17 protein-coding genes are annotated in these 23,723 nt (G+C 55.7%); 4 read left to right on the top strand and 13 right to left on the bottom strand.

Annotation, left to right across the window (positions count from 1 at the left end):
• Positions 1–160 precede the first annotated feature (160 nt).
• The 7 genes from M2375_RS22230 to M2375_RS22200 form a co-directional block, all read right to left on the bottom strand.
• Positions 161–430 carry a hypothetical protein gene (locus tag M2375_RS22230; RefSeq protein ID WP_259170455.1) on the bottom strand — a complete coding sequence of 90 codons (270 nt, stop codon included), beginning with the start codon at positions 428–430 and terminating at the stop codon, positions 161–163.
• Between the two features lie 501 nt (positions 431–931).
• Entirely contained in the window at positions 932–1,888 is a 957-nt protein-coding gene (locus M2375_RS22225; protein ID WP_259170453.1) for a hypothetical protein, read from the bottom strand.
• Positions 1,889–1,911: 23 nt separating this feature from the next.
• Positions 1,912–4,728, bottom strand: a complete 2,817-nt coding sequence (locus M2375_RS22220) for an ATP-binding protein (RefSeq protein ID WP_259170452.1) — start codon at positions 4,726–4,728, stop codon at positions 1,912–1,914.
• A 587-nt stretch (positions 4,729–5,315) separates the two neighbouring features.
• A complete protein-coding gene (locus M2375_RS22215; RefSeq protein WP_259170451.1) occupies positions 5,316–6,149 on the bottom strand; it encodes a hypothetical protein in 834 nt (277 codons plus the stop codon).
• A gap of 92 nt (positions 6,150–6,241) precedes the next feature.
• Positions 6,242–7,270: a PASTA domain-containing protein gene (locus M2375_RS22210; protein ID WP_259170450.1), complete on the bottom strand. Its 1,029-nt coding sequence runs from the start codon at positions 7,268–7,270 to the stop codon at positions 6,242–6,244.
• Positions 7,271–7,405: 135 nt separating this feature from the next.
• The gene (locus M2375_RS22205) at positions 7,406–8,323 is read right to left on the bottom strand and encodes a DUF2628 domain-containing protein (protein WP_259170449.1); all 918 of its coding nucleotides are present in this window, start codon (positions 8,321–8,323) and stop codon (positions 7,406–7,408) included.
• 282 nt (positions 8,324–8,605) lie between these two features.
• On the bottom strand, positions 8,606–8,911 hold the full coding sequence (locus M2375_RS22200) for a zinc ribbon domain-containing protein (RefSeq protein WP_259170448.1): 306 nt from the start codon (positions 8,909–8,911) through the stop codon (positions 8,606–8,608).
• Positions 8,912–9,040: 129 nt separating this feature from the next.
• Here M2375_RS22200 and M2375_RS22195 point away from each other — a divergent pair, with 129 nt between their 5' ends.
• Positions 9,041–9,304: a helix-turn-helix domain-containing protein gene (locus tag M2375_RS22195; RefSeq protein WP_259170447.1), complete on the top strand. Its 264-nt coding sequence runs from the start codon at positions 9,041–9,043 to the stop codon at positions 9,302–9,304.
• Between the two features lie 759 nt (positions 9,305–10,063).
• Here the strand turns inward: M2375_RS22195 and M2375_RS22190 are convergent.
• The 4 genes from M2375_RS22190 to M2375_RS22175 all read right to left on the bottom strand — a co-directional run bounded on the left by M2375_RS22190 (position 10,064) and on the right by M2375_RS22175 (position 13,915).
• Positions 10,064–11,203 carry a phage capsid protein gene (locus tag M2375_RS22190; RefSeq protein ID WP_259170446.1) on the bottom strand — a complete coding sequence of 380 codons (1,140 nt, stop codon included), beginning with the start codon at positions 11,201–11,203 and terminating at the stop codon, positions 10,064–10,066.
• 134 nt (positions 11,204–11,337) lie between these two features.
• Entirely contained in the window at positions 11,338–12,351 is a 1,014-nt protein-coding gene (locus M2375_RS22185; RefSeq protein WP_259170456.1) for a YqaJ viral recombinase family protein, read from the bottom strand.
• A 229-nt stretch (positions 12,352–12,580) separates the two neighbouring features.
• Complete coding sequence (locus M2375_RS22180; protein ID WP_259170445.1) at positions 12,581–13,576, bottom strand: DUF932 domain-containing protein; 996 nt, start codon at positions 13,574–13,576, stop codon at positions 12,581–12,583.
• 15 nt (positions 13,577–13,591) lie between these two features.
• Positions 13,592–13,915: a DUF3482 domain-containing protein gene (locus M2375_RS22175; protein ID WP_259170443.1), complete on the bottom strand. Its 324-nt coding sequence runs from the start codon at positions 13,913–13,915 to the stop codon at positions 13,592–13,594.
• Between the two features lie 945 nt (positions 13,916–14,860).
• On the opposite strand from M2375_RS22175, the gene M2375_RS22170 reads away from it, so the two are divergent.
• Positions 14,861–16,522, top strand: coding sequence for a HAMP domain-containing sensor histidine kinase (locus M2375_RS22170; protein ID WP_259170441.1), 1,662 nt, complete (start codon positions 14,861–14,863; stop codon positions 16,520–16,522).
• A 785-nt stretch (positions 16,523–17,307) separates the two neighbouring features.
• Here the strand turns inward: M2375_RS22170 and M2375_RS22165 are convergent.
• Positions 17,308–18,156, bottom strand: coding sequence for a helix-turn-helix domain-containing protein (locus M2375_RS22165; RefSeq protein ID WP_259170440.1), 849 nt, complete (start codon positions 18,154–18,156; stop codon positions 17,308–17,310).
• 451 nt (positions 18,157–18,607) lie between these two features.
• Here M2375_RS22165 and M2375_RS22160 point away from each other — a divergent pair, with 451 nt between their 5' ends.
• Together M2375_RS22160 and M2375_RS22560 are read left to right on the top strand one after the other, a co-directional pair.
• Positions 18,608–20,527, top strand: coding sequence for a DUF11 domain-containing protein (locus tag M2375_RS22160; protein WP_259170438.1), 1,920 nt, complete (start codon positions 18,608–18,610; stop codon positions 20,525–20,527).
• Positions 20,528–20,905: 378 nt separating this feature from the next.
• Positions 20,906–22,165, top strand: a complete 1,260-nt coding sequence (locus M2375_RS22560) for an IPTL-CTERM sorting domain-containing protein (protein ID WP_404979367.1) — start codon at positions 20,906–20,908, stop codon at positions 22,163–22,165.
• Between the two features lie 447 nt (positions 22,166–22,612).
• On the opposite strand, the gene M2375_RS22155 is transcribed toward M2375_RS22560, so the two are convergent.
• Complete coding sequence (locus M2375_RS22155; protein WP_259170437.1) at positions 22,613–23,695, bottom strand: PLxRFG domain-containing protein; 1,083 nt, start codon at positions 23,693–23,695, stop codon at positions 22,613–22,615.
• Between the last annotated feature and the right edge of the window lie 28 nt (positions 23,696–23,723).

Here is a 23,723-nt window from a genome sequence, read left to right as displayed (position 1 = left end):
GCAAGATTGGACATCGTGGACTGGATCGAGGGCTTTTACAACCGCGTGCGCATGCACACGGCCATCGGGTACATGGCCCCCGTCACAAAGGAGCGCAGCCTGTTGGCTGCATGACTTGGTGTACGTGGAAACGAGGCAGGGTCAGGCATTCGTCCGCCAGTCAGGCATCGATCTCGCTTAGCGTTGACGATGTCTGAGAGATAAAAGATCTCCCGAGCATCGGCTGCTGGCGAATCGATTCGCTGCATCGCCAGGCGTTTGAGACGAGCTGCCTCACCTGATGCTTGAGGATGTTGAAGATCAGTTGCCCGGAAAAGGTGCCGTGAGCGAATACGAGCGACTTGCATATGTAGGAAGGGATGACGGTCCTGTGGTCAACGAGCTTGCCAAGACGAATGGCGAACCAACGCTTAACTTCGTGATTGGCCATCGTCAGGATTCATCTTCCATACTGAGCTCAATCTCCAGATCTCAGCTGCGTCGTTGAGCGAGCCCGCGTAGCTGGCTGGCTGTAGACTGCATCGACGGTTGCGACCACCTTCTCGACGTTGCCCGCCGACACCAAGTCCACCTCGAACGTGTTCACGGCGTAGAACGGGCGCACCCATGCGTTGTGAACCCGAAGAAATTTGTGTCAGGCCCTATAGTGAATTGCCCTTCATCCAGCAGTCACCTTTGAACTTCTAAACAATGGACCGGTTAGAACCAGAAATGGGCCTTCATCAATGAAGCACTGACTGGCTCGGCCTGCGACTACCATAGCAGTAGATCGGGTCCGTTGTGACGCGCCCCACGCCTAACGACCATTTGCTGGCGGTCAGTGTGAGTTCAGCCTATGGCGGCGAGAGGCAGCAACCGCTGCTGGTCCGAACTCCAGCGTGGCAGCTTCAGGCTGATGTAAGTCACCAGGGGGATCAGAAAGCGCTCGTCCTCATTTGTTTAGTTCCAGCGCCTGAACCTGTCTGGTATCGACAGGAGACAGGACATAGCCAATCTTGGGATTGCCAAGAATGGCCACCAACAGACGGCATACGAGCGCCTGCATTTGAAGCATGACTTTTCCTGTATGTAGGCCTGGACTATTGCCGTCGTAGATCGCGAACCCCAGCGGCTCGTCGAAGAAAAGTGCTTCGTGGATCGCATCGTTTCGAACCGTCGCCAGATCTGCAGCGCTCATGGCGCTGTCTGCCCAGGAAGGCACAGGCAGGCCTAATGTCGTGCAGATCCATTCAATACGACGTGCGTGCGGAACCGAAGGCGTCTTGACCTGCTTGCAAGCAACGAGTTTGAAACAAGCATCGAGGGCCATGTACAGGTACTGGAACCGCTCAAAAGGAAGACTCTGTGGAAACTGTGCCAGGAACAGGGCATGGATGACGGCGGAGACCCGTTTAGACGCGCGGGGATCAGCAGCTTCTACAGCAAGGTAGTCCAGCGCGAGCTGAACTGCATCCGATAAATTGCAACCCACTAGGATAAAGTCGACCAGCTTGCCCGGTTTAACCGGTGTTGCGTCGAGGAATCCAGCTTCGGTCGTCGTCAAACGCATACCTGTGAAAAACGACAGGCACCAGACGACGAACTCGAGATCGTCGGGGTTCTGATTGCCATGTAACGTCAGTTGATGGGTCTTAGGAAGCCCGAAGACGCGAGCGCGATAGGGCATCTCGTAGACCTGGCCGGTCATGAAATTCTTTGTGCTTTGGGCGCCCGGATAAATCCAGTCCTTCACGACATGCGGATCACCTCTGACGAGACTTATAGCGTTCCGAAAGTCAGAATGAGTTTGCAACGTGAACTGCGTGGTCGAGATATCGACTCTCTCGGGGTAATAGCCGAACAGCGTTGAAACGCTGGACTCTGCCGTCGACTGATTGTTCTCCGTCATATTCCCAGAACTCCTTGAGGCAATCAAGACTTGACCAGTTCTCGTACTGATTCAGGATCGAATCCTTGGGAATGCAGTTGGAGGTCGTCGACCAAATCCGCCAGCTTAAGGAACCGCTTGTGCTCGGCCAAAGCCATGCAGTGATCATGCAGTTCAGACCCCTGCCTGATGAGGACCCGATGGCGGCCAAGAAACGCATACGGCGTACCGCGATGACTTTCGAAATTTCGGGAATACAAGGCACCAGCCCACCGCCCTTGTACCTTGGCAATGATCTGATGCCTGTCCGTGTCAAGCGTCACGCGTCGTAAATGCCATCGCTGGAGAACCAAATGGACAAGCGCACCTTCGGGACTGTTCTGCAGAGGTATCGTCTGGATCGTGCTTGTCGGGTCCGCATCGAACAGCATCGATGCGCGTCGATTCGCTTCGAGCACATAGAGCGGCTCAACCATTTGCTCTTGTCGAAAGATGTGGGTCGCAGCGTCATACGCGATCGCGGTAAGCTGTTCCGCATAGATACTGCGGAACTGCCCTTCGGGCGCCGGAAGATCCAGCCTCGTCTGCGCGACGACGCATGAACCCGAGAGTTTTTGAAGTCCCTTCCAATCCACGTGGCGCACGACCGCCTGACCGAATCCACGCAAAGGGTTAACTTCATACAGCCGGAAGCAGAGAAGATCCGGGTATTCATCTGCAGCCACAGAAAGTTGATTGTCCGTGTACTGATCGAAGACATTGCCACCGTTGAGTTCGGATTCCTCATTGAGACGATAGATCGACTGGGGGTCGTAAACGTCGCGCGATCTCAAGAATGCTCGGTAGCCATCATGTATGCACTGCGATATGGCGCGGCCCATCTTCACACTTTGCTCCGACTCGAGCACTTGACCGCGATCGAGCGAATACACAATCCCCTGGGGAGAGTTCACATTCGCAATGCTCGCCCCAACTCTCCATAGGTCGAAGCAAGTCGCGGAGGACCTGAATGGTGCCTGGAATCCACAGACTGCCGTGGTTGACATGCCTGACCCTCGATTGAGTCGGGAAATCACGGACGTATGTGCATTCAGACGGAATGTCGGCCTCTGGTCTTCGATGCGAAACACCAGTCCCAAGGCGACATCGACCCCGGACTGCTCACCGCGCCATTGGAAAGTGTGCAACCCATCCTTCTCCATCACGTTTATCTTCGCCCCCAAGAGCATCTCGGGAGTGACGTCGGGGACCGAGGCCGGGACTTTCTCAACCGCGCCGTCTAGGACCAAGTCGATCGGCACAGCTGCCGCAATCAAAAGATTGCGACACTGCTCGTATATATCGTCGATGACAACATCGTCACGCAGTCTCAACGTCACCGATGTGCCGGGAGACATTGGGCAATCGCGGAAGACGGTGTAGTCCCTCAGTTCGTCAAGAGAAACGTCGAACTGCAGCCCGGTGCGCGGGATGGTTCCGGACTCGAAAGCCAGTGACTTGATATGGGCTGTCGTGGCCACAGTGAATACGGACCAGAAGCCGGTTCCGAATCGTGCGATCGGGGCGTAATTCTTCGTCGCGTAGGCTGGCTCCTTGGCCCGGCTGCTCGCTACGCTCAAGAAGTGATTCAGGATGGTACGAAGCGACATTCCGCAACCGTTGTCAAATACGGTAATAGTGTGCCCCGCCCTGTCAAATTCGACTTTCACCTGCGGTTGGTATCCGTCGGCCGGGCTGGAATGGTGCGATCTGAATCGACATGCCTCGACCGCGTTCTGAACCAACTCACGGACCGGCGCGCCAGTCGAGCCTCTCCAGACAGCGTTCGAAGCCACCAAATCTATGACTGCCCGCTTGCTCATCCTGACACCCAGGCGTTCAAAGGTCGCGCCTGGCAGATCCAGTCTTCGTAGAAACGGCTCGGGTCGGATCTTCAACCGAGGAGTTTTTGACTGCCGGTCAATGTCGCAATATCCGCGTATCCAGCCTTCCATTTCATCAAAAGTCCGGTGGGCGAGTGCAAGCACGTCGCCATCATCGAACGTGCCACTGACGACCACCTGGCCATCGGCAGTCACCGCCAAGCTGTCACGGATGCAATCATGCTTCCTGTTTTCCCGGTAGGAGATCGCCGCTGCGCCGCCCTCAGTCTGCCGTGCTATCTCGACCACGCCGTCCAACACACGTGTGTCGCTGAATTCGATAGCGTCAGCAGTACACAGAATCGCCGCAAGCTGGCGAACATCCAGTACGCGATCATCCGCCGCGAATGGTATCCGAAGATTCGCTTCCAGTTCCGAAACACTCAGGTTGTGCGACTTCATGATCCAGTCAAGAGGTGCGACCAGATTTTCGGGAACGCCGAAGACCGATGCGTTCCGATGAATGTAGGCTCCCCCTCGCTTGGAATGTTCGCGGCGCAGGTAACTCGTCAGTGCGACACTGGTTTCCCATTCGTCGACAGGCAGGTCCAGCTTCGACTTGAGACCGGGCGCCTCGCCCGGAAAAACTGTCATTCCCAGGTCATGGGCATAGGCAGCTGCAATGAGGAGAAACATCTCTGGTGCCCCCAGCAACTTGTCCGATCCCGAATCGAAGCAACCATCCTGCAGTACATCTTGCAGGCGGCGCACGACTTGGAATCCATGGTGCGCGTCATGACGGGTGTACAGCGGGAAATGCTGCACCGTCGTCGCGAGAATGGGCGCTATCGCCTCGACGAAACGGACAGCACGATCGGCATACTCTGGACTCTGCGATGAAAGGTGCGAAAAAACTTTCGTACTTTTGATTTCTTCGACGGGATCCCTGACCAGCATGCTCACCTCCATTTTTAAGTCTTGCTGCTCATTCTCGTTCAAGACCACATTCCCACCGAACGGATTTAAATACCGTAGATCAACAATTTTGCCGCTGTCGAAAGTATCGGAAAAGGCCGCATGGGCTCCACGCCTCCATTCGCATAGCTGTTTACTACGCCTCGCTACGAGTCACTCGGGCTTGACAAGGTCCGGTGATGACTTGGGACTGTCGGCCGCATGGCAACCACTCTAAGGCCAGAAGCTGTAGCAGCCGTTCAGCATCGGTTTTCGAACGAACGCGATGGCTGCGCTGCTGTCGTTCAGCTTCGCGAAGCGACCGGCTGCAACGAGTCGATAGCGCCGCTTCAGATTCCGTGAAGGCGGTCCTTCGGTGGGTTCCAGTTCAGAAGACCGCTTCCGGTTGTAGAGCAGACGTGCAAAGTAGATACATTGCGAAGACAGCTTTGGGTAGCTTGAGTCACTCAGTCTGTTAGGTCGACTGACTGCGATCAGCCTGAATCTGGCATCGCGACTGAAGTGTGGATGAAATAGTTTCTAGACGCCTCCTCTTCACACCACCCCTTTAGGGGTGAGTTTTCACAATAATTTTTCCCGCTGAATTTGCATGTGTTTCAAACACGTCGGATTCAACGCCCGAGCACACCCAGAAAAGACGCCATGCCAATCCCCTGCAGGTAGTCCAAGATTCTGCTCTCCTGCGCTTGCGATGCAAGGCTGAGCATGCGATGCGGCTGGTTGTACTTCATCAGCGTTTGCACTTGTGCCTTGGCGTCTTTAGCCTGTATCTCACCATATGTGATCACTGGCTGCCCATCGGCATTAACTATCCACTGAAAGATTTCTGACGTGCCTTGGTAGACGGGATGCCGTGCCATCGCATCTTTTCTCAGAAGCTCTGGATCATTCCGTTTTTGAGCGGTTAGGATGTCCTCTTCAGCGCTTTGTAGCCTTCGTTTAGCTTCGCGCCGACTCCTCTCTAAGCCGCGTTCATATTCTTCGATTTCGAACCGAAGGCCCATAATTTGGTCCCGTTGCAAAGATCGCTGCTCAGGTAGCGCCTGGATCCGCTCAATTGCTCGCTGCGCGCGTTCGATCAGATTTCTTTCATACGGAAAATCTTCTTCAATTCGCTTCGCCGCGCTTTCGCGATCTCTCACAGCGCTGACGACAGATTGCTCTGCAGCCTTCGTGATGCGCTGCAGATAGTCCTCTCTCATTTCTTTCTGAAAGTCTTCACCATCGATGATGGTGCATTTGTACTGCACCACCACGCGTCCCTTTTCGTCCTTGAAACTATCCCAATGGATACTTTTGCACAGTGGCCGCTTGCTCAGACCGTTGGCAACTGTCGTGGTGCGAGCACCATCGATATAACTGGACTTGACGATGTCAACGGGGCTCTTGCTGCAAGCAGAAAGAGCGATGGCAGAGCAAGCAACAACGAAGGAGAGATTTTTCATAGGTATGTGAGAGGTGAATGTGGCCGCTGTCGCGGCCCATGGAGCGAAGCCTTAGAGAGACGTCTGAAAGGGATAGCTGGCATGCTTGAGACTCATCCGGCCTCCCACGCACTTCGGTAGGTCACCGTCGAACCGGGCGGTACCGCATTGCCTGGCGCAGGCACGATGCGGTAGGCACATCCATAACCCTTGAAGTCTCCGTCCTCGGGTCCATGTATGGAAACCTCGTTCGCTTTGAGACCTGCAGCGCGTAGCCGCTTGTCGTAGTCCATGTCGCACGGGCCTGTGGGCTGCGGGACCATGACCATGCCGGGGGGAACAGTCAATGCCCCTGCCTGCGACTCACTATTCGCTGCCGCCTCCGCCGTTGGACAAGTGGGGAACTCCAACTCGTCCCCAAAGCTGAAGAACTGGGGTTTGACAGTGCGCAACGCCTGCGCCGCCGCATCACGGTACTTCTGGGACTGGCAGTTGAATCCCAGATCTCTCACCACCCAGTCTTCGGATTCCTTCGCCACCATGGCGTCAGCCCAATGCCCTGCCGCCTCAATGGCCGGATCCTTTGCCAGTTCTGCAGTGAGCATTACCTGCCTGAACTGCAATGCCCTGCTCCCTTGCGCGACCAGGTAGACATTGGGAATATAAGCATTGCCGCAGTCCCGAAGACAGTCCGCCAGGTACTGCCCTGAGCCCATGGCTTCTTCAAACGCCCCAAAGGTCAGAGTATTGAGTGTTTGCCGCTGCGGCATGCCCAACAATCCACCAACATCCACATCACACCCCGGCGAGAGTGCCACCTGGACCGAGCGTATGGTTTTGTTCTGTTGTTCGCTCCGCAGCACCAGTTGACAGCCTTGGACCATGTAGTGATGCTGGTGGTCTTCGGACCGAACGGCAGGCCCTGCCCTTTGATTCACATACGCCAAATTCATACCGATGGCATCCCAGGAGATCAGTTGGGTGAGCAAGTCCGGCGTGGCTGGCGCTTGTTCTGCCGCGTCTTTGGAGCCAAAGATCGATTGGGCCTGCTCGACCAAAGAAGAGACGCGATTTCGTGCACGGTCGGTGCACCCCACCAGGGCTACCGCCATGAGCAGCGCGCTGCATGTTGTCAGTTTCATAGGGAAGTCAGAGATGGATATTGGTGGTCAAAGGAGCCCGGCGAACTAACGCAACGCGGAAAATCGGAATCGGGGAACCATGGAAGTCGCACCGGTTGATGCGATCCACCAGGACGGTTTGCTGGATCAAAGGGGTCAACCTTCCGCGATGACGCCGATCATTGCGAGCAAGACAAGCAGCGCGGCCACAAAGCCGACTGCAGCACCGATGTTGGTGCCACCCTGCTGGGCCAGTTCGATGCGGGCCTGCTCGGGTGCATGGGATGCCAGGATCTGGTCCACCAGTTGATTCACATGCTGCTGGTACCAGGCATTGCCCTTGAGGCCAAAGCCGATCGCAATGCCAAGATTGATGCTGCTCGTAATGGAGCTGGGAACGCCAATGACAAGTTCTGCAATCAGTTCAGCAACCACTACGCCGATGAAAATCCAGGAGTAGAGGTACATCTTGCGGTACCCCATCCAGCCAAAACCCACCAGAAAGGCAGCCCAGTTCCAGGACAGTTGGTGCTTGCGCTGCGCCGCCTCCTTCCACTTGCGCTCGAAGTAGCCATGGCTCTTGCCAACAAAGATCTGGATGGCCTCTTGGCGGGGCAATGATGAAGCTGGAGCAGATCGTAGATGCACTGCCGGCGCAGGAGTGACGTCTGGAGGTGAAACAGGAGCAGATGCAGGGGCGGATACCGTTGCAAGTACTTGTATGGTGTCCGCAGCAACTCCGGAAGGGACTTGCATTCCAACTTCACCAACATAGACGGACGGCGATGGAGATACAGAAACAGCCGAGAGAACAGGTACTTCATCAAAATCCAACGGTGCTTCCTGAGGAGCTAACTGGATGATGCATTGGGCGCCGGTGCTCTCAATGGCCCGCTTGTACTTGTCAGCAACCTCCGCAGTCACATCCTTCTTGACCACACAGGATGCTTGCGACAGCAGGCGTCCGGCCTGCTCAGGCGTGCACTTGAAGAGGGACGCAAGCTTTTGCGCCACCTGGTGGGCATCTGCCGCAGGGTGTCGTCCGCTCAGTACAACGTTGTATTTCTCTTGCATGTGTGACTCTTCCTCTTGTCGTTATTGGTGACGCCATAGAAAGGCATAACCAGCAGCAGTCTGGCTGCTACAGCGCTGAAAGTGAAGCAAACTCATCAAATCAGAACGCACCAAGGCCAAGACTGGAACAAGCCGTGCATCCGTTCAGCGACCTGTCAGGGGTGGTTCAATGGATTTGCGTCAGTGGTGAGACTGGCAATAAAGCTGGGATCTAGCAACTCACAGATGAAATACCAAAGGCTGTTGCTGATCGTCCCGTCAGATCGATGCCCCAACCCATGATCAACTCAAATCAGAGCCGCAGTGCTTGCACTTCCTGGCTTTGACCAGAATAGGTTCTGCGCAGTAAGGACAGTCCTTCGTAGCTTGCACCATGGGCTGGACGATAGGGTAAGAGCCGCCTTGGTGCGGCTGCGCACGACCCTGGCCTCCAAAGATCATCTGGAACCAGAACTTCCAGAGCCTGATGAAGCCCCATACCAGGATCGGCAAAAAGATGATCAGACCTAGGACGATGCCTCCCCCTCCCCCACCTGCCATGGCGATGTTGGGCATCAACACCCAGGGCAACAGACGCTCCAAGCGCATGCGCGCACTCCTTTTCTTGGTATTCGGCACGGGGAGATGCCCCGCTGATGTCAGATTGGGTTCCTTCTTGCATCAATATGTGAAGCAAACTCCGTAGATGTAAATGTATCAGAAACGGATGCTGGGAGGGTGTCTGCCAAACCCATTCCCCCTACTCATCTTCCTGATCCCGACAACCTGCGCGATGTGTTTGCGTACTGGGTGCGCCTCAAACGTGTAGAGAAAGGCTGGTCGCAGGAGCGCCTGGCGCTCGAATGCGAGTTAGACAGGACGTACGTATCAGCCGTGGAGCGATCGCGTTGGAATGTCTCGCTGGCTAATATCGAGCGCATCGCGCAAGCGCTGGATGTGGAGGCTTGGACCTTGATCAAGCCGCCGGAGACGCACTCGTAGCTCCAGGAATGCCATAGCCGCAAAAAAAAAAGAGAATCAGAAAGGATGAACCCGGCGCTAGCCGGGTTCATCCTTTCTGATTCTCACGTCGCATGTTGCGAATGCTTGGGCACGATGGTCACAACCTCCGCACATCGGCCTTGCAAACGCACTCCGTCCACAGAGCAAAGAACGCACTCACCGAGCGCATCCCACGAAACACGAGCGCCAAACCCGCTACCCCATGGCGCGCTCCACGCATGACTGACGACCAGTCCTGCCCTGATGGCATGGCTTGACCGAGGCTTGCTTCCCTCTACGGTTTCAGGCAACACAGTCATCTCCACACCCACCACCCAGACCCAGCAGTCGGTGTCCTCCAACTGGCCGTAGTGCCTGCGCTGCAATACCAGCTTGAGCAATGCACAACCACCATGCGTCAGAACAGCTCCTAGACAGTTCATCGACTCGGTTCCGATGCTCGTGGCGCTCCAAATCTCACAGTGCGGAAACAGCGCTTTCCCGCCATGGTCGTCATCTATGGGTGTGCTCAATGGCAGAGAGACAGCAATGCTGCGAATAGGCCGTTGCGTCATCACCGCTGCACTGCGCCTCAGGCACCATTCCAGCCCTTCCGGATCCGATACTCTGGCGCGATCTGTATCCGGAAACATGTAGCTCCAGCGCCTGCGCCCCGATAGGCTGACTATCCTGTGTTCCCACGGTCCATCAAACCGGATGCCATGCATGTAACGGTGGACGAGCCCCTTATCTGCAGAGTCAGCCATGCTGCTTGCCTCGTCCTCTCTCGGGTTGGTGCATCTCCTGCATATGCATCCCCTGCCCCGTGGGTTCTGCTGCCTGCGGATAGAACTCCTGCACGATCTCTGTCGCCTCCTGCTCTAGTTCCTCAAACAGGCCCAGCGCATAGCCTTCTCTGGCAGCTTGCTCCAGCGCTTCCTGGTTGTGGCCGAACTTCTGCGCATATTCCGCAGCCTGTGCTGCCTGGCTGATGGCTGCGTCAAGCGGCATTCCATTTCGGATACCCAGGTCCACGTAGTAGATCGGGGTGCGGTGCGACATGGCCGTGGATTTGGCGCGCAAGCGCAGCTCCAGTGGGAGATATGCCAGCAATCCACCACTGGCCGCCTGCAGGTACTGCATGCGGGTCATCAAGGTGCGCAGGGAGTTGATCCCGGTGGTACGCAGCACAAAGGTGCTCAGGGCGTCCGCCTGGTTGTCCGGATGGTCAATGCGCATGTGGAATCGGCCAAACGGTTTGCACCCGCCTTCAATGGCGAGCGCACACAGGTCCGGGCCTTCGCAAGGGTGTGCCTCAACGCCCTTGCCTGTCATGCGTTTGCAGGTCTGTCCATCTCCCACACAGAGGGGCCGCGCCGTGGCCCGGTCGAACAAGGTGTAGTTGGCCCGAAGGTTCAGCGCCGGGTCGTTGAAGAGCACACGGATGGGGATGCTGCGCAGCTTGGGTTTGGCAGAATGGGCGTTGGCTGGAGCTTTGCCATCGGTCGGGCTGACAACCTCCGTCATCGTCTTCTGCGCCGAGTTGGTGCCTTGCTCGCTATCGCCCTTCGTGGCCTGTGATGGATTGGCTGCCCTGGCCCGCCTGGCAAGCTTGTCCTGCAAAGTCTGCTTCGGCTGTTGCGTTGCACCATCGAACTCAGGAGGCAGGGCATGCAACTCCGTCACCTCCACGCCTGTTGTCATCAATGCCCGGTCGGTGATCTCTGCGCGCAGAATGCCATCCATCGGATGCAGTACCCAGCCCCTGCGGATTTGGACCTGGGTGGTGATGGTGAATTCGTCATCTTTCTGCGGCAATCGCTTGCCATTGCGCTCGATGACCTTGCCAATGGAGATGCGCCCCACTACAGGGGGCGTCATCATCAATCCTTTGATCATGGTGTTTCTCCAGAAATGCAAAAGCCCCTTGCTTCAAAGAAGAAGCAAAGGGCGGATGGGTTGAATTGCTGACCTCTGATTGGCGATCGGATATTGGTGGCCAGTGACTACGGGGTGTTGAGCTGACTGCAAGTTCAGCCCGACTCCTGCAGCAGGAATCTCCGCGATCCGGCTTTGGCGCTCGTGTAGGCCTTGGCCAGATCCGGATGGTCTTTCTCGAATGCAGCGGTGTTGAAGGCCTTGCCGTCCTTGGAGCGCTTCCAGCTCACCGAGCCGCCGGGGAAGTTCGCGTACGACGCTGCCCCCATGCGCTGCTGGATCTGGTGTTTCAGCAATGCTTCCTGGACCTCCCAGTCCTGCAGAAGCTTGCGAACATGAAGCAGCTTGGCAAATGCATGGCAAGCACTCTCGTCCTCGGACAGATCCACGGTGTCGCCACTGTCCTGCGAGTACACGCTGCGCAGCGCAACTGCCGTGCTGTCCGACGCATCTGCGTCTGGCGCCTGTCCAGTCTCAACTCGTTCCCAGAACTGCGCCTCCAAGGCCATCAATTGGGTGATCATGGTCTCGTCCCGCTCGATGCGGTGGATTTGCAACTCCTGCCCGCAGATCAGGACGGCCACATCGGCGGCCTGCTTGCCTGTCACGGCCAGTTGGTGCATGACCTGCAGCTGGATGTATTCCGGAACGCCATCTCTCCAGAGCTTGGCACCGTTGATGCCTGCAGTCTTGCATTCCAAGATCTGGACATCGGAAGCGCCCACCACTTCCCGGTCGATATTGGCGAGCATCCAGGGAACCTGGGGATGGCCCAGCACGGCATTAACCCGGCGCACCTTGTTGCCGGTGCGCTTGGTGTAGTGGGCGGCGACGATGGGTTCGAGCAAGCTGCCCCAGTACATGGGACTGGTCTCGTCGTTGGGATCAACGGTCGGCAAGAGATGGCCCTTGCCGGTCTTGTGCATCCACAGCTCCAGTTGAGACTGGTAAGGATTGAGCCCTACGGCAGCGGCGGCGTCAGAGCTGCCGACGCCTTGGCGGCGCACATCCAGCCAGGTCTCGCGCGGCATGTCCCTGGTGGAGACCAGGCGCAGCGCGGGACGTCTGGCCTGTGAGGCTGATACAGGTTTAGAAACAGGTGTCGGCATGGTGCCTCCAGTGAATTGGGTGAAGAAATAGACAAGGAAACGGGCAATGAAGGTCCAATGCAAGCGACTGCCCTCCTTCTTCAATCCCCTGCCCCAAAAATCTCAAAGCCCAAAGCACAAAGCCCTCACCGCAGTGGTGAGGGCCTATGACGTTGGAAAGCTTCGAATGAGAAAGGAAGAGACGGGGGAGAAGGCCGAAGGGCGAAGGGCGCGCCGCGAGCCCGTGGATTCAGGCCACCAGTTGCAAAGCGTGCTCCAGTGCCCGCTGCTTGACCGCAGCCCCCACACCGAACCAGGCACTGTCCAGGCGGTTGTCCTGGCTGCGGGCCCGGCGCTCGTGGTCCACGTACTCGGTGATAGAACACAGCAAGCCCCAGGCCGTGCCCTGGGCTGCGGACAGGGTGGCGCCGCGCCCGTGGCCGTCAAAGAGCATCTGCGCCTTCTGCAAGGCCCGTTCATTGGTGAGACCCGTAGACTGCCCTGCTCCGCTGGATCCTGGCTTGTCTGCTGCGCAAAGCACTTTCAAGAAGAAGTTCATCGCCTCGTGGCTCTTGACCTTTCGTTCTGCCAAGGTGCGCATCTGGTACATGAAGGAATCCCATTGGCCCACGGCAATGCCTAACTGGCGCTTGACGGCCTGGGCATCGAAGCGGGTGGAGTGGGAGACTTTCACGGCATTGGTTGCTCCCTGCAGGGCAATCGCCAGCGTGTTGTTGCAGACCACCCGCACGGTAGTGGGCATGGCGACTGTGGCCAGGGTGCCATCACAGGAAGTCGCCAAGAGCAGATAACCGTTGACGACGTCATCGCCTTTGAGGGCAACTGATTTGCCAGTCCGGGCCAAGGCCCAGAACTTGCGACCTGCCTTGAGCACACCGGCTGTCTCCAGTTCATAACCGGCGACCTCTGTGAGATCCCGGTAGAACTCCAGCACATCGCGGGGCTGCACCACCTGGTAGCGGTTGCTGACCACTGACAGCGGTGCTTTGGTATCACTACGGTACAGCACCTTCTGGTCCGGGAACTCCATGGGCTCGGCATACAAGGCAGAAGACGCTTCTGAGCTGTCGGCAGCCAGATAGCGCACGGGCGTTTCGAGGATCTGCCACTGCATGCCTGCGGCTTGTGCCCAGACATCGAGGGATTGCTTGCGAGGCAGGTGGTTGCCCAGTTGGTGCCAGGGGGTTTGGCCTGCATAGGCCATGGTTTCGACGAGATGGGACATGGTGATCTCCTTGCATCAAGCCTTGAACGAATTGCCGCAGCTTTGGCATTCGTAGTTGTCCAGATAGGTCTCGTCGATCTGCTCGCCGATGCGGCCGCCGACTTCGTGACCCACGGTACCGCCGAGCACACCACCGATGATGGCGCCGAGCAAGGAACCGAGAACACCACCGACGGGGCCAGCCACAAACCCGACGGATGCGCCAGTGGTGGCACCTTGCATGGCACCTGCAATACCCGTGGCTGTACCAGCGGCAGAACCAACACGTTGGCCCAGCTCCTTGGCGATACCCTTGACACGCACATTCAGAGAATGGCAGTGGGGACATTGGATAGACATAGAAACTCCTGACATAAAGAAAAGCGCCCCGGGCTCGAAAGCCAGGGGCGCTAGATGGATGGAAGAGAGATGAAATCAATGCGAGACAGCTCGCTTTGCAGCAAACCGCTACCGCATCAGGTCAGGGATATATGATTGAAAATATTTAGGATCGACGGATTTTGTACTACCGCTACAGGCTGGTTGCAGTCCGTCAACTCAACAAGTTCGATGACTGGTGGTGCCCAGAGCAGTCATTGCAGCGAGTCATCCTTGTAGGCCTGCACTACACCTTAAAGCCGCCGCTGCAAACAGACACATGCCAAGGTCCGCTTTCAAGAGCGATGAAGTGGCGCTTTCGATCCGTTGCAGTCGCTCAAACCTTGTTGCCATGTGATTGTTATACAGCGTTAGCTGCAAGTGGCAGTCAATTCCTGCATGTATCCGTGATGCATAGCCTCCTTCAAGCTATCCGAGACATGACTTGCCTTGAACGGTCGCCTTCTAGATGCAACTCACTTCTCTCTCCTAACGCGTGACCGCTCCATAGTCAAGGCATGACACGCTCCGAGTGAGCTTGCATCAGCGGGCTTAGCGATCTACCCGGCGTTGTATGCCTGTCACAGCAAGCTCAGTAAGGGAATGCCCATTTATGCAGCCCGCATCGGCCCAGCGACAATGAGATGCTGTTAGCAATAAGAACAGTTATGCCCCTAGCGAACACTGAAGCAGCCATCCATCCACGTATCCTGAAGGCAAGGATTCCGCTTTATGAGTGTGTCCCTGTCAGGGGGCTTGCCTGGGAGCGCACAGAAACGGATGTCTGGCGGCAGCTGTGCAGAGGTCGGGTGACGATGTACGGTCAACTCCTAGATGCAATCCCATACTTGGCATGGACGTCAACGTCCATCAATGGATATTGGCGTTATTCGAATATGTTGAGAGCTGTCTGACAGCGAGATCAATATGACCGCAATTAACTACAATTTATTTTTTGCCACGTCAGCCTTTGTTTCAGGATTGGTGCTAATACCTCTGCTTCTGTCCAATCACATTCGTCAGATTGGTATTAAAAGAATTGGGCTCTACACATTAGGTTTTTTCATTGCCACTTTGGCAGTGTGTTTGTATGCTGGATGGTTTAATAACAACCCCACAATTTACTCGTATTCGTCTATTGGGAATCATTTATTGACGCTAGGTGTAGCCATGCAAACGCTCGGCATCAGGAAGTTTTATGGCCAGCCTTCGATGCGATATTTGATTGTGCCTTGCACTGTAATTTCTGAAGTCTTGGTCTTTTGGTTTATGTGGGGGAATCCAAACTACCCGTATAGACTGATGAGTTTTACCTCTTTTCTTTTTGTATTCGTTTTTATTCAATTTATTACAGTCACTCGATATGGTGATAAATCTTTCATCAATCGACTGCTTTCGACTTCGCTGGCTATTGAATGCCTAGTCTACTTGATTCGTTTTATTACCCTGTTTATACCTAGTCTGGTGCCTGCTGGCCCCGCTGGATCGTCTTATATTCAAATCGCCTACGTTTTCGTTTTTTCCGCAGTGATGCCAATCACCGCCATCTGTTTGATGATCAACGGAAATTATTTACTGCAACAAAAATTGATCGTCGATGCCAAAGTGAAGAATCAACAAAAAACAGAAACTTTGGGCTTTATCAGTCACGATCTTCGTGCGCCCCTGGCGACTATATCTGGATATGCCGAGCTACTACTCAATGACGCTACCGAAGCGCAAAGAAAATCTCTGACATCCATTCAAAATAATATTAAATATCAATTAAATTTGATCGATGAGTTGCAGGACTACTCGAAGTTGGAATTGCAGCCCCTTGCCCTGAAATCTGAATTAACTTATTTGCTTCCTTTGTTGGAAGATATTTCGGAATATGCTGTTGTTTTATGTTTGAGGCAGAAGAACTGCTTCCGCCGTCAACTTCCATCAAGAGTTCCGACGTTGATTGATGTGGACGGTAATCGACTGCGTCAAGTACTCCTTAATTTACTTTCTAACTCAGCGAAATTTACGCATGATGGAGTCGTAACGCTATCGGTCACTCTGGATTCTAAAGAGGGAGGTCGCTATCTGCACTTCACGGTCAGCGACACAGGAATTGGGATTGATTTGACATCCAACGTCGATATATTTGGGGCTTTTCAGCAGATCCAAGCTGCAAGCGGAAGCACAGGGTTGGGCTTGTTCATTGCGCAGCGCATTCTTTCGGCCATGGGCAGCACCTTGCGCGTGTCCAGCGGCGTTGGTCAAGGTTCCACCTTTTCATTTGCATTGCCCATGCTTGAGATAGAAGACACTGAATCGAGTTGGTCTGTTGTCCCACCAAGCAAGACAGGCTATGGCGAAGTGCTGCAAGATATGGACTGGTCCAAGCAGGCTCTACCGGAGGATGCAGCCCTGGGTGAGCTCGCCAGCCTAGCATTGCATGGCCGTCTAACGGATATTGAAAACTGGGTCGAATTCCATTGCCAAGATCCCAGCCGCGCCCCATTCACTACCCTGGTCAGAGGAATGTTGGAAAATTTCGATTTCTCCGGAATACATACGCTGGCATTGCGAGTCCAGGAACGCACTCAAAGACAGCCATAGCGCATCGGCAATTTGAAGCCTTGATCATCCAAATGGCCATTGCTCAAGCCTGGACCGGCTCTATCGAAATGAACCCGCTACGCGCAAAGCGGTCTTCGAAGTGCTAGGCCATTCAATTATCAGTCAGCTAGGCTGCTGAAATGGCACTTCAGGAAAGGTTGCATCCAACGACTGGTGTTGGCAGCTGATTGCAGTCTTTCAACTCAAGAATAGTCATGACTACTGCTACCCGAATCAGTCATTGCCACCAGTTGCCGTGCGGTACGTTTTACGCTTCACAGCGGCGTTGTTGCACAAATCCCAGTCGGAGCTGCGGTAGGCGTCGGAAACGCAAAACCACCCTGAAGGCGGTTTGTTCAAATAGAAGCCTCAGACAGGTTTTCCAACAGATCCCTGGTATTCTGAAGTCTGGTTCTTTTCCAAGGGAAGATTTGGTAAGCGCGATTGGACTCGAACCATAAATCTAGGGGACCCGGGTCATATCATGTCGCTTCGGCACTCTGATGCATGGGACAGACAGCGACCCTGAACGCCCACCAGTTCCCTGATAAGTGCCCTGGGCAATCGCACCAATTGTTTAGTGTGACGCCCCAGTGTTAGTTGCGCTTTGAAGTGGCCGCGTCGTTTAAGCAGTGCCTATCAGCGAATGCCCAGCCTCTGTCGAAGATCGGGCAGTTCCTCGCCACTGGAAGGGCGACTTGCTGCTCGGTGATGCCTAAAGCCAAATAGGGACCTGGTTGAGCACATACGCGCCCAGCAGGTTGGATTGCCGCTCAAATATTACTCTACCTCGCTTCAATGTCCCTTTTCAGTTCAGGGTGCTGGCTTACTTGCAGCGTAGCATCGCCAAACCAAGCCATACGGTACTGATTAGGTGATTTTTTCCAGAACTTCTTGAACTCGGTGGAAAAATTACTGGGATTGGGATAACCCACTGCCACTGCAATATCTGCTACCCCCAGCGAACCTGACACCAACATTTTAGCGGCTCTTTCCATCCGCTCCTTGCGAATAAAATCAAAGACAGTCCCTCCAGTAGCAGCTTCAAAAACCATATTCAAGCGATGTATGGACATACCCAAGCCTGCAGCAACATCACTGCCCTTTAGCTCATAATCACTGATATGAGCCAGAATGAATTCGGTGGCTACCTGTTTGATGCTGACATTAATTGGCAGAACCTCTAACTGCGCATTCAGAGAAATAGCCTCCCCACCCAGGCTACGGACAAAATCCGTCTTATTTCGTGCCAATGCAATATGTATGCGGATGCGTTCGAGCACTTCGTCCACATAATATGGCTTCAAAATATAGTCAACTGCACCGGCCCGAAGAGCAAGCAATCGGTCATTTTCATCAGTCAAAGTGGATACAAATATAATAGGCACATACCGAGTTGATGAATTTTCTTTGAGCAATTTTGCCGTCTTTATATTATTTCCATCAGTCGCCTGCACATCCATCAACACCAGATCTGGAGCCTGCAAAAGAATACGACTATAAACTTGACTCTCATTTTCTATGACCCTGACGTTATAAGAGCTACTACGAAGCGCGCTTACCAACAGACGAAGCTGTTGTGAATCGCGATCAACGATCACCACATCAGGGATTTTGAGTTCACTATTATTCATATATTGCGCGCAGACCCGCGACGCTATCCGGAGCCAGGATTACTTTAATTTCTCCTGCGCTTTGCGTAGCGTGCCCTGTTGGCGCTACCAGACAAACAATGTGTAGCTATGGCATTGACAGGAAGCGTAGAGGCACCCAATAGAAGACAGGTGCAAAAATTGCCGTAAATATATTACGCGATCCTCAGCAAGTGCCAAAGCATTAAAAATTACAATGACAAATCACAAATATTGAGAAATATAAATTGATTATTTCCAAAAGTTTTCAATTTACCAAATAATTTTAAATTTAAGCAAAATGCATCATCTGAATTTGCTGCTAGATTCTCATGAATCACAATTCCTTCAGCACCTATAAAAATAGCTAATGAGAAATCAAAATAGATTTTTGCAATTGCAATAGGTAGGTAGATCTAGTTTTATTGATAACAACGAGGATGGAGTTTTTCAGATGAATGCAATTCATAGACAAGCCGCGTTTATTGCGGTGTCCTTGGTGGGGATGGCAGCAGCCTCCAGCGTGCAAGCTGCCAGCTTGACCTGCGGAGTGCCACTGCGGGTCAGCACCGCGTCCGCATCGAACTGGTCTACTGATGCGCGTTACGTAAGCGCACCCACTGGCGCAGCGGCCACCATTCGGGAAGACTACCAATGGAACGGCTGGTTCAACCCGGCCACTGAAACTCATGGCGCAAGCTCAGGCTCGCTCAATGGTCAACCCTTTGCTGGCAAATGGCTGTCGTTTGGTGATGCAAGCTTTGTGGAAGGCAATGCAAACGGCGGCAATACAGGCACTGGCACCTACCCTGCAGTGATCACCAATGGAGATACCGCCAATGGCGCCTGGGTCAATGGTCGCGCTACTTTTATCTACAACGACACTATCAATATCGCCAGCAACGTCAACCTGGCCACGATCCGAGTGCGTGGTGTAGGCGGCTTTGATGACAATACGCAGTTCGTGGTACGTCCTTCCACCCCCCCTTCGGGCGCCAGCGACTGGCTGCAAACCCAGAATCTGGGTACTTCCTACGCATCCCCAGGAACGATCAACCTAGATAGCAGCGCTAGTGGCTTGGGCTTTTACTACGGCGATAACACCATTGGCTTCGCGGTACAGAATGCCTTTTCTGCTCCCACCACTTCGCAAGGCAATCCCACGGGATTGATGGCAGATATTGAAATCACAGCCGATTGCCAGAATGAGCCGCCAGCGCAACCGGCGGTGGCTTTGAGTTGCCCTGCGGGCAGCCTGGCCGGTGATGAAGTCCGCGTGGGCCCATTCACCACCAACGCGAGAGACTGGAAATGGGCACAGCGAATGAATGCGGCAGGCACCGCGCTGGAGAACGTCGAGCAGCCTCTGTTTGACAGCTACCGGTATCGCAGCTACTTCGATCCAGCAACGCTGGCAACGGCCACTGACGCTCGCTGGATCAGCCCTGGAACGACAAACCCTGCCAGCACCGACATTCCGGGTGTGCCTTACCCAGCGGCTACCGGACAGTCCCGTGGCATTCAGGACGGCTCAACGTTCGTGATGAACCAGCCCGTCAATGTCGGCAGCAATGTCGATTTGGCCAGCATCAAGCTCACCGGGCGGTTTGCATTTGATGACTACGGAAGCTCCGTCTATGTGAAGCCCGCAGCTGGTGCGGAAACGCCTGCGGGACCCGTGTATCTGCCCAATGGCTACGGTGCATTCTCAACCTATACAACGACGACAGCGCTTGGTTTTGCACGCGGCAACAACACCGTCGGCTTCCGCCTGGATGGCGGGCAAGAAACCAACGATTGCGCCGGCGGCACATGCGCCTTGGGTGCCATTGCTGACTTCTATGTCACCGCAGCCTGCACGGGTGAGCCTCCGAATGCCGATCTGTCTATCACCAACGCCAGTGCCGCGACCAGCGTAGCACCCGGTGCCACGGTGACCTATACCATCACCGCCAGCAACGCCGGCCCTGTGGAAGCCACGGGCGCCACGGTCACCAATACCCTGCCTGCCGCGCTGACGGATGCCACCTGGACCTGTGTGGGTGCGGGCGGCGGCACCTGCAGTGCATCGGGCAGCGGCAACATCAACGACACGGTCAACCTGCCCGTCGGCGCCAGCGTGACCTACACCGTCACCGCCAAGGTCGCTGCAAACGCCACCGGTTCGCTGGCCAGCACGGCAAGCATCGCGGCTCCAGCGGGCATTGATGACCCCACCCCGGCCAACAACAGTGCGACTGCCAATAGCGCCATCGCCACCCCCGGCTCTGCCACACCAGTTCCCGCATTGGATCTGGCTGGCTTGGCGCTGTTGGGCGCATTGAGTGCCGGTATCGGTACATTTGCACTGCGCCGTCGCCAACGCGGCCAGTGATAGGTAGAAGCCTCAGGGCATAAAGACTTATCGAGGTACAAGGAATCGTCTCCAACAGGAGACGATTTTTTTATCCAGTTATCGCTGACTGCCCCAGTGATTGAACTGGTCATGAAGCTCGGTGCTTCTGAATGCTCTTTCATGACCCGGGCCAGGTACTGACCGGGCACGCTTTTTTCAATGTGCAGGCTCTAGATCATCGCGCCGAGATGCTGCTGCTGATGATGTGATCAGCATGTGACCGAGTCCGACATTCGCAGATGCATTCTCAGCCCGATCATCTAGCTGGTTCAGGTGCAACGTGAAGGTTTCGCCTCTTATGGATTCGCAACATAGCCAACTAGAGTGGTAGCGCCCCTATGCTTATAAGAGGAAACAATGAAGATATCCAAAAGTGCGAAAGTTGCCCTACTGCTTTGCCTTGCTAATGCGGGACAAGCAATGGCTGCGGATTGCGTGAGCGGCGTCAACGAAAGCGGGACCTGTACCGTGCCCGCAAATGTCACCAGCATCACGATTGAAGCCTGGGGTGGAGGTGGTGGCGGTGGCTTCGGGTCTGGCCGTTACGTCGGGGGCGGCGGTGGCGGGGGCGGCTACTGCAAGGCCACCTTGGCTGTGAGCCCCGGTGCATCACTGGTGGTGCAGACCGGGATGGCCGGCGCAGCTGCCACAGGGACTGTTTCTTCCGGTGGTGGTGGCATTTCTTCGGTCACCGGAGCTGGAGTGTCGGGAGTAGCGGCCAATGGTGGCGGCGGTGGCGGCAATGCGGGGTCTGGCGGGGCAGGTGGTGCAGGATTCGGGGCGGGTATTACACAAGGCGGCACCGGCGGACCAGGCGGGATGGGTTCCAACGGTATTCCAGGAGAAAAAGGAGAAAGTGGCAACACAGGATCTACTGCCACCAACGATGCGAACAATCCGTCGCGCGGAGGAACTGGGAGGCCAGGAAAAGACGGGAGCGGAGGCGGCCCCGGTGGTTTGGGAGGCGCGGGCGGCAGTGGTGTTGCCGGCGGTACTGGCGGCGCGGGTGGTGTAGGAGGTACAGGAGGCTTTGGGGGTTATGGTGGGCCTGGCGGAAACATGGGCAACGTGGGCGACCCCCCTGACGTTTATATATACCGCACTGGGGGAAGTGGCGGCGCAGGTGGCACAGGTGGCCCAGGGGGCTTAGGCGGCGCTGGTGGCCCTGGCGGCAGCGGTACGGTGGCTGGTATTGGCGGTGCAGGAGGAGCCGGAGGAAATGGTGAAGTTGGCGGCACTGGTGGAAATGTCGGCCCACTGGGAAATCCGGGCAATCAACCAGGGCCGGTAGGTGGTCCGGTTGGTGCAACAGGGGACTTGGGTCAATCTGGCACACCCGGTATCTCGGGTAGCGTACTCACGAGTTTGACGGCCTGTGCTGACGGCAGTGGAGGAAGCAACGGTAGTGGAGCAATCGGTGGCAACGCCGGAGGCCCGGAAACCGAAGCGGGCGACGGAGGAGCGGCAGGTCAAGCTGGTTTGTCGGGCACAGTGCGCATGAGCTTCACTGTTAACCCACCCAATCCCACGCCCACTCCTGTTCCGACATTGAGCACCTGCGCATTGGCATTGTTGGCAGGGTTACTGGCATTCATAGGCTATCGCCGCCGCACCTGACCCTTAGACTAAAACAAAAGAGCCTTCCTAATGCGTAGCTGCACCGGGGAGGCTCATTGTTTTTTGCATCAGCAGTTACCCTTCTTGGCTTGGCCTGGAGGGCAGCCATGGGGGTGAGGTTTTTTTCCAGGGCCGTTGTCGTAGTAGCCATCACCGTAAACGGCGCAGCCGCTAAGCATCAATGCGACCGCAGCAAGGGACAAAATTTTTATCAAAGGGATACCTCTTATGGTTAGAGGCTCAGTCTAAAAGACTGGTGCATAAATGCTGTAAATCATTGTTCTCTCTCGCCCCAACAGGCCTCATCGCTGTCGTCGCTATTCAGCCGGCGCTCGATGTTCACCTAGTCGCACAGCGCGGCTACTTCGGCGTCTCGCCGCCTAAGATCTCCTCCGAGTTCCGCGACCACGCCCAAACGTTCACTGACAAAGGCCGCATCCTGCAGCTTTATTCTCCAGCGGAGAAGCGTCCCACGTCGAGCGCATCGCGGCGCTTGCGCGGCAGGTAGACACCGTCCTCGGCCTCTTGAATCCGATTCTCACGGTTGCGCACGCTCTGAGCCAACTGCATCGGCTGGATGCGACGCTCTGGGTTCTTGTCGTTGAACTTGGCAATTGCGGCCCGGGCTTCTACCTTGCCTTCCTCATCCTTGGCCATAGCCGCCATGGCAAATTGCTCCACCAGTGTGCGGCGCCTGGTCATCAGTGCGCGATCATGTGCGATCACCGCAGACTTTCCTTCAAAGGCATTGCGGGTCTCGGATGGAGAGAATCCGGCGGCCTGGCCCCAGAAAGCTGCTGCATCAACCTCGTCTTGAATGACGATTCCCGATTTGTCTTTGACCCCTTCGTTGTGGTAACGCCAAGCCTTCAGTGGCCCGCGCACAGCGGTGGGCATCATGCTTTCCAGCCCGCGCTGGTACTGTCCATGGCTCATATCCTGCAGGCCCTTGAGCCCGTGCACCGCAATGGCGGCCACCGGTCCCAGCGCCGCGGTCATTGCGGCCTCGCCAAGACGCTGGCCTTCTAGGCCTTCCTGCACATCGGGAAAGATCAGCTTGTCCAAGCCGACGCGTCCCGAGATGTCCCAGGGGGTCAGCCGCGACAGGCCGTGCGAGAGCACCTCGGCGGGCTTCTGGCCAAAGGCGTCGGCCAGCATGTTCTGCAGTGCCACCTGCGCATCCCAGGGCTCGTCGTCATCGACGCCCAGCATGGAAGCCGCCGCAAGCAAGGTGCTCACCATCGGCAGGCCCAGCACGCCGGCTGCCATGGCATGGCATGGCGCGTCAGCAGGCCGGCCAGAGTCTTGCGCGCCTCTGCCCGCCCCTCTGGGGTCGCACCCTTGAGTGACTGCTGCGTATTGCGCAAGAAGGTGTAAACCATGTTCTGGCTGTACTGCTTGAACAGCAGCAGCACCTTCTGCCAGTTGAGCGGTAGCTTGCCCAGCTGTAATCAGCGGCAGCAACCGCTGCACATCAGACATTTTCGGTGGCAGCTCGAACGACAGCAGTGGGTCGGTAGCGCTATTCATGCACGGCGCTAGTGGACATGTAGCAGTC

Origin of the sequence: Comamonas sp. BIGb0152, assembly GCF_024809975.1 — a bacterium.
Taxonomy (GTDB): domain Bacteria; phylum Pseudomonadota; class Gammaproteobacteria; order Burkholderiales; family Burkholderiaceae_C; genus Comamonas.
The sequence above is the reverse complement of the archived record's forward strand: the minus strand, read 5'-3'. Positions and strand labels throughout refer to the sequence as shown.

Bases quoted from the DNA above. Each gene is read 5' to 3' on its own strand.
- M2375_RS22230 (WP_259170455.1), bottom strand. From the start codon at position 430: ATGGCCAATCACGAAGTTAAGCGTTGGTTCGCCATTCGTCTTGGCAAG.
- M2375_RS22190 (WP_259170446.1), bottom strand. From the start codon at position 11,203: ATGATCAAAGGATTGATGATGACGCCCCCTGTAGTGGGGCGCATCTCC.
- M2375_RS22225 (WP_259170453.1), bottom strand. From the start codon at position 1,888: ATGACGGAGAACAATCAGTCGACGGCAGAGTCCAGCGTTTCAACGCTG.
- M2375_RS22180 (WP_259170445.1), bottom strand. From the start codon at position 13,576: ATGTCCCATCTCGTCGAAACCATGGCCTATGCAGGCCAAACCCCCTGG.
- M2375_RS22175 (WP_259170443.1), bottom strand. From the start codon at position 13,915: ATGTCTATCCAATGTCCCCACTGCCATTCTCTGAATGTGCGTGTCAAG.
- M2375_RS22185 (WP_259170456.1), bottom strand. From the start codon at position 12,351: ATGCCGACACCTGTTTCTAAACCTGTATCAGCCTCACAGGCCAGACGT.
- M2375_RS22165 (WP_259170440.1), bottom strand. From the start codon at position 18,156: ATGAATAATAGTGAACTCAAAATCCCTGATGTGGTGATCGTTGATCGC.
- M2375_RS22170 (WP_259170441.1), top strand. From the start codon at position 14,861: ATGACCGCAATTAACTACAATTTATTTTTTGCCACGTCAGCCTTTGTT.
- M2375_RS22155 (WP_259170437.1), bottom strand. From the start codon at position 23,695: ATGAATAGCGCTACCGACCCACTGCTGTCGTTCGAGCTGCCACCGAAA.
- M2375_RS22210 (WP_259170450.1), bottom strand. From the start codon at position 7,270: ATGAAACTGACAACATGCAGCGCGCTGCTCATGGCGGTAGCCCTGGTG.
- M2375_RS22560 (WP_404979367.1), top strand. From the start codon at position 20,906: ATGAAGATATCCAAAAGTGCGAAAGTTGCCCTACTGCTTTGCCTTGCT.
- M2375_RS22205 (WP_259170449.1), bottom strand. From the start codon at position 8,323: ATGCAAGAGAAATACAACGTTGTACTGAGCGGACGACACCCTGCGGCA.
- M2375_RS22200 (WP_259170448.1), bottom strand. From the start codon at position 8,911: ATGCGCTTGGAGCGTCTGTTGCCCTGGGTGTTGATGCCCAACATCGCC.
- M2375_RS22160 (WP_259170438.1), top strand. From the start codon at position 18,608: ATGAATGCAATTCATAGACAAGCCGCGTTTATTGCGGTGTCCTTGGTG.
- M2375_RS22215 (WP_259170451.1), bottom strand. From the start codon at position 6,149: ATGAAAAATCTCTCCTTCGTTGTTGCTTGCTCTGCCATCGCTCTTTCT.